Consider the following 16,221-nt stretch of genomic DNA (forward strand, 5'->3'; position numbering starts at 1 on the left):
GAGGAGTGAAAACAGTTTTAATCAAATGCGGTGGAAGTGTCATTGATGAATTATCACCTTCATTTTTTACTAGTTTAAAAGAGTTGGAGAAGGAAGGATACCATCTTTTGTTTGTACATGGTGGAGGACCTGATATAAATGCACTGCTTGAACTTTATCAAGTCCCGCGGGAGTTTGAAAATGGGCTGCGGAAAACAACGGCTGAAACGATGGAGATTGTCGAAATGGTCTTGGCAGGAAAAACCAATCGTACCCTTGCAGCAAAGCTGACTTCTCACGGATTTAATGCATTTGGCGTAAATGGAAGCGATGGCGGTTTCTTGCAAGCTAATATTATTGATCAAGAAAAGCTAGGGTTTGTCGGTGATATTATAAAGGTAAAAACAGATGTAATTTCCATGCTGCTAAATGGTCGGTATACACCTGTTATTACCCCTATCGCTACAACAGCCAGTGGAGTCAAACTGAATATTAATGCTGATTTTGCAGCAGCAGCGATTGCAAATAATCTCCAAGTTGATCATTGTATTTTTGTAACGGATGTACAAGGAATTATCATTAATGGTGAGCTTGTTCCGCAACTTAGTAAGCAGGAAATAGAATCGTATATTCATACCGGCCTGATAACAGGAGGAATGATACCAAAAGTTCGTTCAGCTGTAGATGTCATTGAAAAGGGACTGCAAAGTGTGAGAATTGTGTCTGGGAAAGAGGTATTTTTTAGCCAATCAAAATGGGTTGGAACAGAAATTATTGCAAAAGAGGGGATCTTACGATGAGTTATTTATTTCCTACTTATTCCCGCTGGGAAGTAGAGCCTGATCAGGCGGATGGAAGCGTAATTATCGATAAGGATGGGAAAAGATACTTGGACTTTACTTCAGGCATTGGTGTTTGTAATTTAGGTCATCGTCCAGCATCTGTTCAGGAGGCAATTACTAGCCAGCTTAATCGCTTTTGGCATGTGTCCAATTTATTCATTCAGGAAGAGCAAGAGAATGCAGCGAAGCGATTGGCACATAGTGCGAAAATGGATTGTGTTTTTTTTGCTAATAGTGGTGCAGAAGCGAATGAAGCAGCTATCAAGCTTGCGAGAAAGGCAACTGGCAGAAAAAAAATCATTACCTTTGAAAACTCATTTCACGGTAGAACTTTTGCGACAATGGCAGCAACTGGTCAGGATAAAATTAAAATGGGTTATGGACCGATGCTTGAAACGTTTGTATATCTGCCATTTAATGATATTGAGGCAGTAAAAAATGAAGTGGATGATAAGACAGCTGCAGTGATGCTCGAGGTCGTTCAAGGAGAAGGCGGCATTCATATCGGAGAGCATGAATTTTTAAAAGAAGTTGGTCAACTTTGTCAGGAAAATGGGGCGCTATTAATTATTGATGAAATCCAAACAGGAATTGGACGGACAGGGAAACCATTTGCCTTTCAGCATTTTCAATTAACACCTGATATTGTTACTTCTGCAAAAGGATTAGGAAGCGGACTGCCAATTGGAGCTGTAATTGGAAAAAAAGAACTCGCTCAGTTTTTTGGACCGGGAAGCCACGGATCAACTTTTGGCGGCAATCCTTTGGCAATTACAGCAGCAACAGCTACGATGGAGATCATTTTTCAAGCAGAGTTTTTAGAGGAAATAGAGGAAAAGAGTGCATACCTGTTTGAACAAATTTGCAAGGAAATCAAGGGAATTCCAGATATATTGAATAGCAGGCAATTAGGTATGATGATTGGATTAGAAACATCGATCGATCTGCCAATTTTGTTACAGGAATTAAGAAATCATGGATTGTTGGCACTTCCTGCAGGAGGGAATGTGTTAAGGCTTTTGCCGCCTTTAACGGTGACGAAAACTGAAATAGATGAAGCAATCCACATATTGCAATCTGTATTAAGAAAGTATTCCACAGCAGCCGTATAGGCTGATATTTTTTCTTAAAAATGAATAAAAATTTATTTATATAAATAAATATACATAAAAAGAGGTGGAAAAATGGAAGGGTATTTACACTTAAATAATAATCAAAGTTTCCTTGGACAATGGCTGACACCTCCTCCTAAACAGCAGATTGAAGGAGAAATAGTATTTTTTACTGGCATGACTGGTTATCAGGAAGTGCTGACAGATCCTTCTTATAAGGACCAGATAATCGTTTTTACGTATCCTCTAATTGGAAATTATGGCATAAATGAATTGGATTTTGAGAGTAAGAAACCACATGTGGCAGGTGTAGTCGTTTATGAAGCAACGAATCATCCATCCCATTATCAAGCAAAATATTCACTTAAAGCGTATTTGGAAAAATGGAATATTCCTTTATTGGGTCATATAGATACAAGGGCAGTTGTTAAGAGAATAAGGAAAGAAGGCACGATGCCGGCTGCTTTGTCTTCGAACGAATTGGATTGTAAGCACAATTGGGTATTACCAAAAGAGGGTAAGGTTACGAAGGTAACAGCAAGTACAAATGGGTGCTATGGGAATGGGGAAACACACATCGTTCTAGTTGATTATGGAGCAAAGAAATCCATCATCCAATCTTTCCTAAAGAGAAATTGCCGGGTGACGACTATTCCATTTCAAACGGCCTTTAAAGAAATAAAAAATCTAAAACCAGATGGGATTGTTCTTTCCAATGGTCCAGGAGATCCTAAAGAATTAACAAATATTTTACCAAATGTTAAAAAGATGCTAGAACATTATCCGACTTTAGGAATTTGCCTAGGACACCAGTTGGCCGTCCTGGCTTTAGGAGGAAACACGAAAAAGCTTACCTTCGGTCACAGAGGTGCAAACCATCCAGTAGCTGATTTGAAATATGGCAAGGTGTTTATGTCCTCTCAAAATCATAGCTATGTTGTTGATGAGGAAAGCCTTCTGAAAACCGGATTTGAAAAGCGTTTTGTGAATCTTCATGATCAATCGATCGAAGGACTCACTCACAAAGTTTTGCCCATTCAAACTGTTCAATTTCATCCGGAAGCACATCCAGGACCTGCTGATGGCGAATATATATTTGATGAATTCATGAATATGATAAAAGTCGAGAAGAGGAGCGTTATTGCATATGCCTAAAGATACAAGCATCCAGTCTATCCTTGTTATTGGATCAGGGCCAATCGTAATTGGGCAAGCGGCAGAATTTGATTATGCGGGGACACAGGGATGTGCAGCATTGAAAGAAGAAGGCTATAAAGTCATCCTAGTAAATAATAATCCAGCAACTATTATGTCAGATAAAACGTTTGCTGATCGCATTTATTTTGAGCCATTAACCATAGATAGCCTGGAAAAAATTATCGAGAAGGAGCGTCCGGATGGAATCCTTGCCACTTTAGGCGGGCAAACAGGGCTAAATTTAGCTTTTCAGCTAAATGAAGCGGGAGTTTTTGAGCGTTATGGTGTGAAGCTTCTAGGAAGCAGTATGGAGTCGATAAAAAAAGGCGAAGACAGAGAAGCTTTTAGAAAGCTAATGAAAGAACTAAATGAACCAGTTCCAGAAAGCACAATTGTTCATGATGTAGCGGAAGCGATTCAATTCGGAGAAACAATAGGATTTCCAATCATTGTTCGTCCTGCCTATACACTTGGGGGAACAGGGGGCGGAATTGCAACTAGTCTTGCAGAATTAACAGCACTTGTAAAAGGTGGTTTGAAGGAAAGTGCAATCAATCAATGCTTGATTGAAAAGAGTATTGCAGGATTTAAAGAAATTGAGTATGAAGTGATGCGTGATTCAAAGGATACTTGCATTACGATTTGCAATATGGAAAATATCGATCCTGTTGGCATCCATACGGGTGATTCGATAGTTGTTGCTCCTTCACAAACGCTGACAGATGAGGAATATCAGATGCTTCGAGCGGCATCAATAAAAATTATATCTGCACTGGGAATCATAGGGGGCTGTAATATTCAGTTTGCCTTAGATCCCTTAAGCAAAAATTACTATTTAATCGAGGTTAATCCAAGGGTTAGCCGTTCTTCCGCCCTTGCCTCTAAGGCTACCGGATATCCAATTGCAAGAATGGCAGCAAAGCTCGCGGTGGGCTATTCATTATCAGAAATTATCAATCCAGTAACAGGAGATACGTTTGCAAGCTTTGAACCTGCTCTCGATTATGTAATTGTAAAGTTTCCAAAATGGGCCTTTGATAAATTTCCTATGGCTGATAGAAAACTTGGTACGCAGATGAAGGCAACAGGTGAGGTGATGGGAATCGATAGAAACCTCGAACGTGCCCTATTAAAAGCAGTCCATTCCTTAGAAGGGAAGGGATTAGATTTAAAGAAACCATCCTTATTAGAGGCTGCCACAGAAGATTTAGAAAAAATGTTAATAGAGCAAACAAATGATAGATTTTTTATTGTAATGGAGCTCTTGCGCCGCGGAATATCAGCAGAAACCCTTCATGATATTACAAAAATTGATTATTATTTCTTACATTCCTTTTTAGAGTTGGTAAAACTTGAGCGTTACGCTGCTGATCTGTCCTTCCTCACAGTAACACATGGACAAATGCAAATTTTAAAGGAAAAGGGCTTCAGTGATCAATATTTAGCAAAAGAATGGCATGTAACTGAGAGAGAAATTCGTGAAAAGCGCAAAAACCTTGGAGTCCTCCCTGTATATAAAATGGTAGATACTTGTGCAGCAGAATTCGAGGCACAATCTAATTATTTTTACTCGAGTTATTTTGGTGAAAATGAGGTTGTGAAAAGTAATAAGAGGAAAGTTTTAATCATTGGCAGCGGGCCAATTCGCATTGGGCAAGGAATTGAGTTTGATTATTGCTCCGTCCAGGGCGTATTTGCTTTAAAGGAAGAAAATATTGAAACAATTATGATTAACAACAATCCTGAAACAGTGAGCACAGATTTTACCATTGCAGATCGGCTCTATTTCGAACCGCTAGTCCTTGAGGATATCCTAAATGTGATTGAAGCGGAAGAAGTAAAAGATGTCATCATTCAATTAGGCGGACAGACGGCACTAAATCTTGCTGAGAAACTAGAAGACTACGGATTAACATTACTCGGCACTGAGTCAAAAACCATTGATCGGTTAGAAGATCGAAAGCTTTTTTATCAGCTATTAGACGATTTGAATATTCCCCATATTGATGGTGAGGTTGTTTATGAGAAAAATGAGCTGTATGCAGCCATTCAAAAGCTGGGTTATCCAGTATTGATCCGTCCATCGTTTGTCATTGGTGGGAAAGGGATGGAGATCATTGGCTGCAAGAAGGAATTTGAAACCTATTTGCAGAAAAAAAATATCCCTTACCCCATCCTTGTAGATAAGTTCTATCAAGGGATTGAGGCAGAATTTGATTTAGCAGCTGATGGCAATCATATTTGCGTACCCGCAATCATGGAACATATTGAAAAAACAGGCGTACACTCAGGGGATAGTATGTCCATTCTTCCTCCGAGAAATCTCTCAAACCATGCCCAGAAAAAAATGATTGCCTATGGAAGGGCTATTGTTCAAAAACTTCAATATAAAGGTCTAATGAATATCCAATTTATTATCAATGAGGAAGAAGTTTTTGTTCTGGAGGTAAATCCTCGTGCAAGCAGAACAGTTCCGATTGTGAGTAAAGTAACAGGTGTTCCGCTTGTGCAAATAGCGACAAAAGTATTGCTTGGGAAATATCAATTGTCGAATGATGAAATAACCAATTATCAGAATCATCCATTTGTGTGTGTAAAATATCCCGTTTTTTCAAACTATGCATTAAAGGGTCTTGATGCGAAAGTAGGTCCGGAAATGAAATCAACAGGAGAAGGAATTGCTTTAGCTTCAACCTATGAGGAGGCACTAAAGAAGGCATTTTATAATGGACGGCTGAAAAAGGAGGAGACAATACAAATTGCCATTATAGATCATTCAATCGATAGTAAACTGGATTCCCTTGCTGTGGCAGCGAGAGTGGAGTTGGTACTAACTGAGGAATTGACGAAAGAAACTGTTGCTCTTTATAGCCCCAACGATTCAAAAAAGAATAAAAAACTAAGAGAAGAAGCGACAAAAAATAGAATATTAACCTTTACAGAGTTAGAAACTCTTGTGGCTTTTTTAGAAGGATTGACGGTTGAAAATTGGAGTGTTCAATCGGTAGAAGAGTGGCTCGAAGAAGGGACGGAAAATTCGAAATTAGAAGGAGTGCATAACTAATGATTGCGATGCAAACAACTGAAAAGAAATTAAATATGAAGGGAAAACACTTCTTAACATTAGCAGATTTCTCCTCCGATGAAATAAAAGGACTAGTCACAAAAGCACAAAAAATGAAAAATGCTTCTTATACGGGTGAAGACCCCAAACCGTTACAAGGAAAAATCTTAGGAATGATTTTTGAAAAGTCTTCCACACGTACAAGAGTTTCTTTTGAGGCGGGGATGCTGCAGCTTGGCGGTCATGCGCTTTATTTAAACAGCAATGACTTGCAGCTTGGAAGAGGAGAATCAATTGCTGATACGGCAAAGGTGCTCTCTCATTATGTAGATGCTATCATGATTCGTACGTTTTCCCATCAAACAATAGAAGAACTCAGTTTACATGCAACCATTCCTGTCATTAATGGTTTGACCGATCTTTATCATCCGTGCCAAGCTTTAGCAGATCTATTAACTATTCAAGAGAAAAAGGGATCACTTACAGGGCAGAAGCTTTGCTATGTAGGGGATGGAAATAATGTGGCACACTCTCTGATGATTGCCTCGGCGAAGGTAGGAATGGATGTAACAATTGCCAGTCCAGCAGGCTATGAGCCAAATGCAGCTATTACTAAATTGGCAAAAGAATTTGCCGCTGCAAGTGGATCGAAAATAGTGATAACGAATGATCCTTTTGAAGGAGTAAAAGGGGCGGATGCTATTTATACTGATGTATGGACCAGTATGGGGCAGGAGAAAGAAAATGAACAGAGGAAGAAAGTGTTCTCGAACTTCCAAGTAAATGAGGAACTTGTCCAACATAGCAAGGATGATTTCACTTTCCTTCATTGTTTGCCTGCCCATAGAGGGGAAGAAGTATCGGCAGGAATAATAGACGGTCCTCAATCAGCAGTTTTCCAACAAGCTGGAAATCGTCTCCATGTCCAAAAAGCACTGCTTTCAGAGATTTTATAAGAAATGCAGCAATGCCTCGCTCACCCCGGCTAGCGCAAGTCGAGCCTCTCGGAATGGTGGGCGATTGGCTTGTGAACTTGAGGACGACAAACACGCGACGTCCTCCAAAAAGCTTTCCTTTCGTCGTGCGAAGCGCTGAAGCAAGACGCTTCTCTGACTCTATAGAAATAAATTCCTTTTATATAGAAAAAGCCTTCTCAACTGAGAGGGCTCTAACTGTTTAATTAAGATAAAAAGAAGACTAATGGACCCGCGATAAAGCAATAGATTGCGAAATACTTTAAATTTCCTTTAGCCATTATATTCATAAACCATTTCAATGAAAAATAAGAGGCAATTAAAGAAGCGATAAATGCAATCGTGTACGGCAATGCGAGAGATGCTAAATTTTCATCATTAAGAATGTCGCTAAATCCTAGTATCATGCCTCCAACACTTACTGGAATATACAGGAGGAAGGAAAACCTCAACGCTGTCTTTTGTTTCATCCCAAGTGACATGGCGGCCACAATTGTTGCACCTGAACGGCTGATTCCAGGTATTAATGCTACTGCCTGTGCAAGACCGACAATAATGGCATCCTTATATGAAAGGTCTGCATCATTCTTTCTTCCCCTTAAATTACGGATGAGCCATAAAGCAAGACCAGTAACAAGCAGGGTAAGACCTACTGTTTTTATACTCGCTAAATGCTCGTCTATGAAGTCTTCAAATAATATGCCAATAACACCTGCAGGGATTGTACCGATAATTAGAAAGATGATAAATCGAAAATCTGCTTCTGCATCTTTTTCCCTTGTTGTCATAAAACGCAGTCCATTTCGAATCAGTCTCATAATATCTTCACGATAAATAAACAATACTGCAAACAAAGAAGCTGTATTTACTAATAAGGCAAAGCTTAATCCTTCAATTTCTAATCCAAAAAAGTATTCAGCTATTTCTAAATGTCCGCTTGATGAAATCGGAATTGGTTCGGTTATCCCTTGAAAAAGACCAAGAAATAAATATTTAAGCAGTTCGAAAAGATCTTCCACTAGTATATATCCCCCAATAAATTTGTCTTATACCATCCCCATTTAACTATAAAGAGATAGTCCCTGTAAAGAAAAATACTAAAATTTACTAGTTGGAATTGCAACAATAATTGCTCATGAGGAGATTTTCATTGGAAATAATATTAAAGATTCGAGAAATTAAAGGAGGTATTTGTCATGGGACAAAATCGCCAATTTAAAGCAGGACAAAAAGCGCCAAATAATGGAGTATATATTGAGGTTGGGGAGACTGGAAGTAATGTAAATAACCCACAGATGTTAAAGCTGAGAGCAGGAGATCGTTTCCCTGAAAACTCTAACCATAATCGTGTTTGGACCTATCAGAGAAAGCCATAATTTAGAAAAGAAGAAGCGCCTTGTTAGAGCCGTATGGACTGGACCTCCTCCGACGAGATAAAGGAAATACCAAGAGTGATAGTGCATTCATGCTTGACTTATCGCAGGAAGGGGAGGGTGTTCAATAGGCGCTGAAGCTGGAGAGTCTAAAAATAGGGTAACCTCGCGATTAGAGCATTGCTAAAAAATTCACAATAAAATAAGTTTTAGCTGGAGCCATCCCTTGTGGATGGCTTTACATATGGATTATAATAAGAGAAAAGGTCAAAAAAGGTCAAAAGGAGGTCATTATGGATTTAAATCGAATGACAGAGCGGCTGCAAGAAGGAATTATGACGGCACAGACCATGGCTATTCGTGAACAGCATCAGGAAGTAGATGAAGTTCATCTGTTTTTGGCTCTTCTCGAACAAGACAATAGTCTTATGATTTCATTCCTTAAAAAAGCAGAGGTTTCCGCTGAAAAAATAATCAAGGAGCTTCAGTATCTTCTTAGGAAAAAGCCGCAAGTTTCAGGAAGCGGCATGGAACACGCCAAGGTATACATTACAAATAAGCTTCAGCGTCTTTTAGCTGATGCAGAGTCCGAAATGAAAAAATTAGAGGATGAATTCATATCAGTAGAACATTTGTTATTAGCTTCTGTTTCCTTAGGGGAATCGGAGACAAGTGCTGCATTAAAAAAGGCTGGAGCCACTAGGGAAAAACTTGAAATTGCGATAAATGAGATAAGGGGGAATCAAAAAGTGACATCCCAAAATCCCGAATCCACCTATGAGGCATTAAAGAAATATGGAAGAGATCTTGTAGCAGAAGTAAAGGCTGGGAAACTGGACCCTGTCATTGGAAGAGACAGTGAAATTAGAAATGTCATTCGTATTTTATCGAGAAAGACAAAAAACAATCCGGTTCTAATAGGGGAACCAGGAGTAGGAAAAACAGCGATCGTTGAAGGGTTAGCCCAAAGAATCGTACGTAAGGATGTACCTGAAGGGTTAAAAAATAAAACGATCTTTTCACTCGATATGAGTGCCTTAATTGCAGGTGCAAAATTTAGGGGGGAATTTGAAGAACGTTTAAAGGCTGTATTGAATGAAATCAAAAAAAGCGAGGGGGGGATCCTGCTTTTCATTGATGAAATTCATACGATTGTAGGTGCTGGGAAAACCGAAGGGGCAATGGATGCAGGCAATATGTTAAAGCCTATGCTTGCAAGAGGGGAATTGCATTGCATTGGAGCGACAACGCTTGACGAGCACAGGAAATATATTGAGAAAGATCCAGCGCTTGAGCGACGCTTTCAGCAGGTGCTCGTCCAGGAACCGAATGTGGAGGATTCAATTTCTATTTTAAGAGGATTAAAGGAACGTTATGAGGTGCACCATGGAGTCAATATTCATGATCGGGCACTTGTAGCTGCAGTAACATTGTCGGACAGGTATATTTCAGACCGTTTCCTTCCAGATAAAGCAATTGATCTAGTTGATGAGGCATGTGCAATGATCCGTACAGAAATTGATTCTATGCCTACAGAATTAGATGAGGTGACTAGACGTGTCATGCAGCTCGAAATTGAAGAAGCTGCATTAAGAAAAGAAAATGATGAGGAAAGTAAAGCAAGGCTTGTATCCTTACAAAAGGAATTAGCTGAAATGAAGGATCGAGCGCATTCCATGAAGGCCAAATGGGAACTTGAGAAAGAAGGGCTGCAACGGGTTCAGCAGAAAAGAGAAATGCTTGAAAAATTGCGGCATGAACTTCAGGATGCTGAAAATAATTATGATCTTAACAAGGCGGCAGAACTTCGCCATGGAAAAATCCCTGAGCTTGAAAAAGAATTGAAACAGCTAGAAATAGAAGTGAATAACAGTGAAGGGGACCGATTATTAAGAGAAGAGGTTACAGAAGAAGAAATTGCAGGTATTGTTGCAAGGTGGACAGGGATCCCAGTGGCTAAGCTTGTTGAAGGGGAAAGAGAAAAACTGCTTCGGCTCGAAAATATTTTAAGAGAAAGAGTTGTCGGGCAGGATGAGGCAGTTGGACTTGTTTCTGATGCAGTACTCCGTGCAAGAGCTGGAATAAAGGATCCGAATCGTCCAATTGGATCATTTATTTTCCTCGGCCCTACAGGTGTTGGGAAAACAGAGCTGGCAAAGGCACTTGCACAATCATTATTTGATAGTGAAGAACAAATCATTCGGATTGATATGTCAGAGTATATGGAAAAACATGCCGTATCAAGATTAATTGGTGCACCTCCTGGGTATGTAGGATATGAAGAGGGGGGACAGCTGACGGAAGCAGTAAGAAGAAAGCCATACTCTGTTATTTTGCTTGATGAAATTGAAAAAGCTCACCCTGAGGTTTTTAACATCCTTCTGCAAATGCTTGATGATGGAAGAATTACGGATTCTCAGGGGCGGACAGTTGATTTTAAGAATACAGTAATCATTATGACATCCAATATTGGTTCACAGTTTTTGCTTGAACGCGTTGAAGGGAAAATGGACTACATTATTAATGAAGAAACACGGAAAAAAGTGATGAATACTTTAAGGGGACATTTCCGTCCAGAGTTTTTAAATCGGGTGGATGAAATTACATTATTTAAACCATTAGCATTAACAGAAATTAAAGCGATCGTTTCCAAACTAATTAAAGAGCTTCAAGAAAGATTAGAAGATCAGCATATTCAGCTTAGTATAAACGAAGAGGCAAAAGAATATATTGCAGAAAACGGTTTTGATCCTGTTTATGGAGCAAGACCATTAAAACGTTTTATTCAGCGAAATGTTGAAACATTACTAGCTAAAAAAATAATTGCAGGGCAAATCAAAGATTATAGCCAAGTAACGATTTTAATTGAAAACGATGACATTGCATTAGAGATTAAATAAAATTAAAAAGTCATCCTGACTATTGGCAGGATGACTAATTTTTAATGAATAGCTTCTTTTTCACTTGGGCCCTCAGGAATAATGGAAGCAACGATGAAAATTAAAATTGTTGCAGCTACTGCAAGAATGGAACCAGTTTTCAAGTTGAAAGCTGTACCGATCATTGAACTAACAACATAGTTAATCATTTGCACAAGAAGAAATGTCCAGAAAAAAGTCCAAAAGAATCTCAATGTATTCACCTCTTACATTTTAAAATCCCTTTTCATATTACCATAAGCCCAATAATTAATAAACGTTATTATGCCAATAAATTCGAATCAATTACAAAATTGAGGCAATACTTTTTCCTTAAATGATATTTGACCAATAGAACATGGGCAAACCCCCTATCATTTTATGTGAGGTTTCATACATTATTAGGAACGACCATAGGAAAGGAGAAAATAAAATGGAAAGCCGAAACTTTCAACTGGATACCGAATGGAACATGATTCATTATCCCGAAAAGCCTAGTGGTTTCGGTATCCTTGTAATTGGTGATGAAAGAAATTTTGTGAGTGCTGAAAACAGTTTTTGGACACAAAACGAGGGGAAGTCAGCCTTACTAAAGCAATTTAAAGAAGAAGGATATACCATCTTTTATTCAAATCTTTATGGGAAGAACTGGGGAAATGACAAAGCAGTCCATCTTGCAAGAAGATTGTATGAGCATATTATCCGTACTGAGATTATCAATGAGAAAATTCATGTCATTGCTGAGGGAATGGGCGCATTAATCGCTCTTAGGCTGATGAATGAAATGGGTCCTAGTCAGATTCGAACCTGTGTATTAATTAATCCGATTGTCTCCCTGCCTCACCATTTAGAATTGGAAAAAGAACATAAATTTTTTTACAAGAAATTACTAAGAGAACTTTCCGATTCATATGATGCTGAGATGAAGCTGGTGGAAGCAAAAATTAAGCAGGTAAGTACAGATATAATAGAAAATGATCCAATCCCTCTTAAGGTTATTCAAATATTATCTGATCGACGTGCCTATAAACAAGCAAACCTTTTGAAAAGTCTTACAGTTAACTGGAGAGAAAAGGAATTGCCATTTTCCATTTGTTATATCATGCCTGAAAAAAGACAAGGAATTGGCGGTCAAATCGTTAATTTTTTGAAGAAAAATGAAAGATTTTTATAATCCTAGCCCAACTTAGATTAAAGGAAATAAATAATAGTTTATTAGCATAGGATACATTATAGAAACAGGGGGGCATGGAAATGGACAGGGCAGTAATTATAGGGACATACGAAAGTTTTGGGTTTTACTTTAGCACCTCCTTATTGGAGGAGGGATATGAGGTAACAGGCGTTCATTATGTGGATATGGATGAGGAACTTGTTGAGAAAAAGCGAATGGAAATAGGCAGAAATGCCAATTTTCAAGAAGTCGTTCAGAAAGAGTGGCTGCCTTTCACAGAGATTCAAGAGCAAACATTAATTATTGTTGATTTGAATTATTTTTTCTTGTCTAAACTTGACTATGCGATGGAAATTAGTGAAAACCTTAACAAGTTTCTTGTCCATAATGAAAATAAGATAAAGGATACGCAGTCAAAAGTGATATGCCTTCTCCCTATTGAAGATCATGAATCTCCATATGAGTCTCATAAATTAATTCAATATGTGAAGGCTAGTAATTATCAATGCCATTATTTTTCAAGAGAACTTGTAATAAGTAAAGAAACTATAAAAGACTTAATAGAAAGCGGATTCTAGCTAAGTAACGGAAAAAACACTTTTCAATTCTTAGCTGTTAAGGGTAGAATACAAATAGTCGGGTATTTTTCAGGATAGATAGAAAGAGGGAAATATGGATGTGGCTATTACAGAGAGGCGGAGTAATGGAAGATGCATAAAATGATATTGCGTTTTGGGATGATCCTTTTATGCCTTCTTTTATTAGCCTCTTGTGGACAAGCAATGTCTGCGGGAAATCTTAAGAAAGCTGGCTTGCTAGTCCCGGATACGATAAATGATCAAGTTTGGGGTACAAAAGGCTACAAAGGAATGCTAAAAATACAATCCCATCATAATATAGAAGTTTACTATAAAGAAGGCATGAACTCCCAAATGGTTGTGGAGCGTGCAGTAAAAGAGTTCGATCAAAAAGGTGTTAATATTATATTTGGCCATGGGAATGAGTATTCTGAGTATTTTAACAAAATTTCAAAGAAATATCCAAATATCCATTTTGTCAGTTTTAATGGTGACGCTAAAAATTCTAACACAACAAGCTTAAATTTCGAAGCTTATGCGATGGGATTTTTCGGAGGAATGATTGCTGGGCATATGACAAAAACGGATACAATTGGCATAATTGCTGCATATGAGTGGCAACCTGAAATAGAAGGCTTCTATGAGGGTGCAAATTATGAGAATGAAAATGTAAAAGTAATTATTGAGTATGTTGGCAATTGGGATGATGGTACGCAAGCATTTCAAAGTTTGGATAGGATTTTTGCCAAAAATGCAGATGTTATATATCCTGCAGGAGATGGATACAATGTCCCGGTTATTGAAAAAGTGAAAGAAAAAGGACATTATGCAATAGGGTATATTTCAGATCAGTCTGACCTTGGTGAATCAGCAGTATTAACAAGCACGATTCAGCATGTAGATGTCCTATATGAATTAGTAGCCGAGAGATTCAATGAAGGGAAGCTAAAATCAGGAAACCTTTCTTTTGACTTTCAAGATGAAGTAATTACTTTAGGTAAATTCAGCCCTAATGTAGACAAAGAATATGTTGATTTAATTAATGCCGCAATAGAAAAGTATAAAAAAACAGGTAAATTACCGAATGAATGATCAGCTATGGGAGGAACACTAAATGCAGCCGACAGATAAAACATTAGAATTTATGCAAATTGCAATGAAATACATACCGGAAGCAAAGCAGCAATTAGATGAAGCAGGAATAGAACTTTCATTGGAAATGATTCAGCCATTTATGAACTTATTTACTAAGGTTATGAATGAGGCTTATGAAATGGGAAAAGCAGACGCGATTAAAGAATTGGAATAATGAAGGAACAAACCGGCTTTGATGAAGAAGCCGGTTTGTTTATGATTGTCTAATGTCTATCAAACCTCAGGTTCTATCTTTAAGATTTGTGGACATCGGTTCGCTCTCGCTCAACATGTTTCTTGTCTCGAAAGAAGCGGACCTTTTGCGATTGTACGGCGCTTACCCATGCGCTTCCGTTTTTCTTATGACTTCTTTAAAAATTGACTAATAAGAGGGGTTGCTTTTTTATATAAAGGTTTTAATTGATCAGTTGAATTGATGAGAATTTCAATATTCTCAATAAGTTCCCCTATGTCAATTCTATTTAGAAAAGTTAGTGCACCTAGATCTTGTTTTTTTTCATCTATTCGATCTTCTTTAACTCCAAAAAGCCAATCTCTTTCCCTTTTTTTTAGTGAGGGTTCATCGAATTCTCTAGACTCCTTGTGGACTAATTCATTGATTTCATCAGAATTTCTATTGTATTTGTGCTTCCCGAACATAAAGCTTGTTAGCGGGTCTGTTTCTGTATCCAAAAATTTTATGTTTTCTTCCTCCATATTTCTCCCACCTCCTTAAGAATCGTGTATATTAGCTTATGATTTTTTAATCCGGTCGTATAGATAGATGTCTCTAGTAAATTTGTGGAGAACTAAATTATATCTTGATTATTAACGTGGAAATTTGATAAAATTAGTACCAAGTCATAATAATTGATAATAAAATAATTGAACGTATGAATAAACAAAAAAGAAATAAAAAAGGAGTGTGGGCTGGATGAATGCAGGAATTATCGGGATCGGAAGATGTCTCCCTGAGAAAATACTTACAAATGCAGACCTCGAAAAAATGGTAGATACTTCAGATGAATGGATTAGAACCAGAACAGGAATTGAAGAAAGACGAATAGCGGATGATGATACAGATACATCTGATCTTGCTTATGAGGCTGGAAAAAATGCGATTGCTCATGCCAATATCCCAGCTGAAGAAATTGGCATGATTATCGTAGCAACTGTAACGCCTGACCGGCCTTTTCCATCTGTGGCAACAGTGCTTCAAGAAAGGCTCGGAGCAGTAAATGCAGCAGCTATGGACGTGAGTGCTGCATGTGCTGGCTTTATGTATGGTATGATAACGGCAAAACAATTTATTGAAAGTGGTTCATATAAGTATATTTTAGTAGTAGGTGTTGAGAAGCTTTCAAAAATTACCGATTGGGAAGACCGGAATACAGCCGTCCTATTCGGGGATGGTGCGGGTGCAGTTGTTCTAGGTCCTGTATCAGAAGGAAGAGGAATTCTCTCATTTGATCTTGGGGCAGATGGCAGTGGTGGAAAGCATTTGTATCAGGAAGATTATATTGTTATGAATGGGCGTGAAGTTTTTAAGTTTGCTGTCCGGCAAATGGGAGAAAGCAGTGTAAAAGTATTGGAGAAAGCCGGTCTTTCTAAAGCAGATGTTGATCTTCTTATCCCCCATCAAGCGAATATACGGATTATGGAGGCTTCTAGACAACGGCTTGATTTACCTGAAGAAAAAATGTCAAAAACCGTTCATAAATATGGAAATACTTCATCCGCTTCGATTCCGATTGCCTTAGTAGAAGAATTAGAAGCAGGAAAAGTGAAAGATGATGATTTAATTGTTATGGTTGGTTTTGGCGGAGGTTTAACCTGGGGAGCGATTGCACTTCGCTGGGGACGTTAAAAAATAATT

At 38.2% G+C, this 16,221-nt stretch carries 15 protein-coding genes; 12 read left to right on the plus strand and 3 right to left on the minus strand.

Going from position 1 to position 16,221, the window contains the following annotated elements; genetic code table 11:
- Positions 1 to 5 precede the first annotated feature (5 nt).
- From argB to argF, 5 genes are all read left to right on the plus strand, one after another.
- The gene (gene argB, locus ASU02_RS11935) at positions 6 to 779 is read left to right on the plus strand and encodes an acetylglutamate kinase (RefSeq protein ID WP_057763829.1); all 774 of its coding nucleotides are present in this window, start codon (positions 6 to 8) and stop codon (positions 777 to 779) included.
- Positions 776 to 1,933 carry an acetylornithine transaminase gene (locus ASU02_RS11940; RefSeq protein ID WP_057763831.1) on the plus strand — a complete coding sequence of 386 codons (1,158 nt, stop codon included), beginning with the start codon at positions 776 to 778 and terminating at the stop codon, positions 1,931 to 1,933. Before argB ends, ASU02_RS11940 begins: the two co-directional genes overlap by 4 nt.
- 72 nt (positions 1,934 to 2,005) lie before the next feature.
- Complete coding sequence (locus ASU02_RS11945; protein ID WP_057763833.1) at positions 2,006 to 3,088, plus strand: carbamoyl phosphate synthase small subunit; 1,083 nt, start codon at positions 2,006 to 2,008, stop codon at positions 3,086 to 3,088.
- Positions 3,081 to 6,194 carry a carbamoyl phosphate synthase large subunit gene (locus tag ASU02_RS11950; RefSeq protein ID WP_057763835.1) on the plus strand — a complete coding sequence of 1,038 codons (3,114 nt, stop codon included), beginning with the start codon at positions 3,081 to 3,083 and terminating at the stop codon, positions 6,192 to 6,194. Before ASU02_RS11945 ends, ASU02_RS11950 begins: the two co-directional genes overlap by 8 nt.
- Positions 6,194 to 7,150: an ornithine carbamoyltransferase gene (argF, locus tag ASU02_RS11955; protein ID WP_057763837.1), complete on the plus strand. Its 957-nt coding sequence runs from the start codon at positions 6,194 to 6,196 to the stop codon at positions 7,148 to 7,150. The genes ASU02_RS11950 and argF overlap by 1 nt, the downstream gene beginning before the upstream one ends.
- A gap of 224 nt (positions 7,151 to 7,374) precedes the next feature.
- On the opposite strand, the gene ASU02_RS11960 is transcribed toward argF, so the two are convergent.
- A complete protein-coding gene (locus ASU02_RS11960; protein WP_057763840.1) occupies positions 7,375 to 8,187 on the minus strand; it encodes an undecaprenyl-diphosphate phosphatase in 813 nt (270 codons plus the stop codon).
- Positions 8,188 to 8,364: 177 nt separating this feature from the next.
- On the opposite strand from ASU02_RS11960, the gene ASU02_RS11965 reads away from it, so the two are divergent.
- Complete coding sequence (locus ASU02_RS11965; protein WP_057763843.1) at positions 8,365 to 8,544, plus strand: YjzC family protein; 180 nt, start codon at positions 8,365 to 8,367, stop codon at positions 8,542 to 8,544.
- Positions 8,545 to 8,834: 290 nt separating this feature from the next.
- A complete protein-coding gene (clpB, locus tag ASU02_RS11970) occupies positions 8,835 to 11,441 on the plus strand; it encodes an ATP-dependent chaperone ClpB (RefSeq protein ID WP_057763845.1) in 2,607 nt (868 codons plus the stop codon).
- Between the two features lie 41 nt (positions 11,442 to 11,482).
- Here clpB and ASU02_RS11975 read toward each other — a convergent pair whose 3' ends face one another.
- Positions 11,483 to 11,674 carry a DUF2929 family protein gene (locus ASU02_RS11975; protein ID WP_057763847.1) on the minus strand — a complete coding sequence of 64 codons (192 nt, stop codon included), beginning with the start codon at positions 11,672 to 11,674 and terminating at the stop codon, positions 11,483 to 11,485.
- Between the two features lie 218 nt (positions 11,675 to 11,892).
- On the opposite strand from ASU02_RS11975, the gene ASU02_RS11980 reads away from it, so the two are divergent.
- The 4 genes from ASU02_RS11980 to ASU02_RS11995 all read left to right on the plus strand — a co-directional run bounded on the left by ASU02_RS11980 (position 11,893) and on the right by ASU02_RS11995 (position 14,520).
- Positions 11,893 to 12,633, plus strand: a complete 741-nt coding sequence (locus ASU02_RS11980) for an alpha/beta hydrolase family protein (RefSeq protein ID WP_057763849.1) — start codon at positions 11,893 to 11,895, stop codon at positions 12,631 to 12,633.
- An 80-nt stretch (positions 12,634 to 12,713) separates the two neighbouring features.
- Positions 12,714 to 13,211 (plus strand): hypothetical protein, encoded by a 498-nt coding sequence (locus tag ASU02_RS11985; RefSeq protein WP_057763851.1) that lies wholly within the window; start codon positions 12,714 to 12,716, stop codon positions 13,209 to 13,211.
- A gap of 141 nt (positions 13,212 to 13,352) precedes the next feature.
- Entirely contained in the window at positions 13,353 to 14,303 is a 951-nt protein-coding gene (locus tag ASU02_RS11990; RefSeq protein WP_198317434.1) for a BMP family ABC transporter substrate-binding protein, read from the plus strand.
- A gap of 22 nt (positions 14,304 to 14,325) precedes the next feature.
- Positions 14,326 to 14,520: a ComZ family protein gene (locus tag ASU02_RS11995; protein WP_057763855.1), complete on the plus strand. Its 195-nt coding sequence runs from the start codon at positions 14,326 to 14,328 to the stop codon at positions 14,518 to 14,520.
- Positions 14,521 to 14,705: 185 nt separating this feature from the next.
- Here ASU02_RS11995 and ASU02_RS12000 read toward each other — a convergent pair whose 3' ends face one another.
- On the minus strand, positions 14,706 to 15,062 hold the full coding sequence (locus ASU02_RS12000; protein WP_057763857.1) for a hypothetical protein: 357 nt from the start codon (positions 15,060 to 15,062) through the stop codon (positions 14,706 to 14,708).
- Positions 15,063 to 15,279: 217 nt separating this feature from the next.
- On the opposite strand from ASU02_RS12000, the gene ASU02_RS12005 reads away from it, so the two are divergent.
- Entirely contained in the window at positions 15,280 to 16,212 is a 933-nt protein-coding gene (locus tag ASU02_RS12005; RefSeq protein WP_057763859.1) for a beta-ketoacyl-ACP synthase III, read from the plus strand.
- Positions 16,213 to 16,221: the final 9 nt, after the last annotated feature.

This window comes from Cytobacillus praedii, from assembly GCF_001439605.1.
GTDB classification, from domain to species: Bacteria; Bacillota; Bacilli; order Bacillales; family Cytobacillaceae; genus Cytobacillus; species Cytobacillus praedii.

Coding starts and splice junctions, on each gene's coding strand:
- ASU02_RS12005 (WP_057763859.1), top strand. CDS start 15,280: ATGAATGCAGGAATTATCGGGATCGGAAGATGTCTCCCTGAGAAAATA.
- argF (WP_057763837.1), top strand. CDS start 6,194: ATGATTGCGATGCAAACAACTGAAAAGAAATTAAATATGAAGGGAAAA.
- ASU02_RS11965 (WP_057763843.1), top strand. CDS start 8,365: ATGGGACAAAATCGCCAATTTAAAGCAGGACAAAAAGCGCCAAATAAT.
- ASU02_RS11945 (WP_057763833.1), top strand. CDS start 2,006: ATGGAAGGGTATTTACACTTAAATAATAATCAAAGTTTCCTTGGACAA.
- ASU02_RS11980 (WP_057763849.1), top strand. CDS start 11,893: ATGGAAAGCCGAAACTTTCAACTGGATACCGAATGGAACATGATTCAT.
- ASU02_RS11995 (WP_057763855.1), top strand. CDS start 14,326: ATGCAGCCGACAGATAAAACATTAGAATTTATGCAAATTGCAATGAAA.
- ASU02_RS11985 (WP_057763851.1), top strand. CDS start 12,714: ATGGACAGGGCAGTAATTATAGGGACATACGAAAGTTTTGGGTTTTAC.
- ASU02_RS11950 (WP_057763835.1), top strand. CDS start 3,081: ATGCCTAAAGATACAAGCATCCAGTCTATCCTTGTTATTGGATCAGGG.
- clpB (WP_057763845.1), top strand. CDS start 8,835: ATGGATTTAAATCGAATGACAGAGCGGCTGCAAGAAGGAATTATGACG.
- ASU02_RS11940 (WP_057763831.1), top strand. CDS start 776: ATGAGTTATTTATTTCCTACTTATTCCCGCTGGGAAGTAGAGCCTGAT.
- ASU02_RS11990 (WP_198317434.1), top strand. CDS start 13,353: ATGATATTGCGTTTTGGGATGATCCTTTTATGCCTTCTTTTATTAGCC.
- ASU02_RS12000 (WP_057763857.1), bottom strand. CDS start 15,062: ATGGAGGAAGAAAACATAAAATTTTTGGATACAGAAACAGACCCGCTA.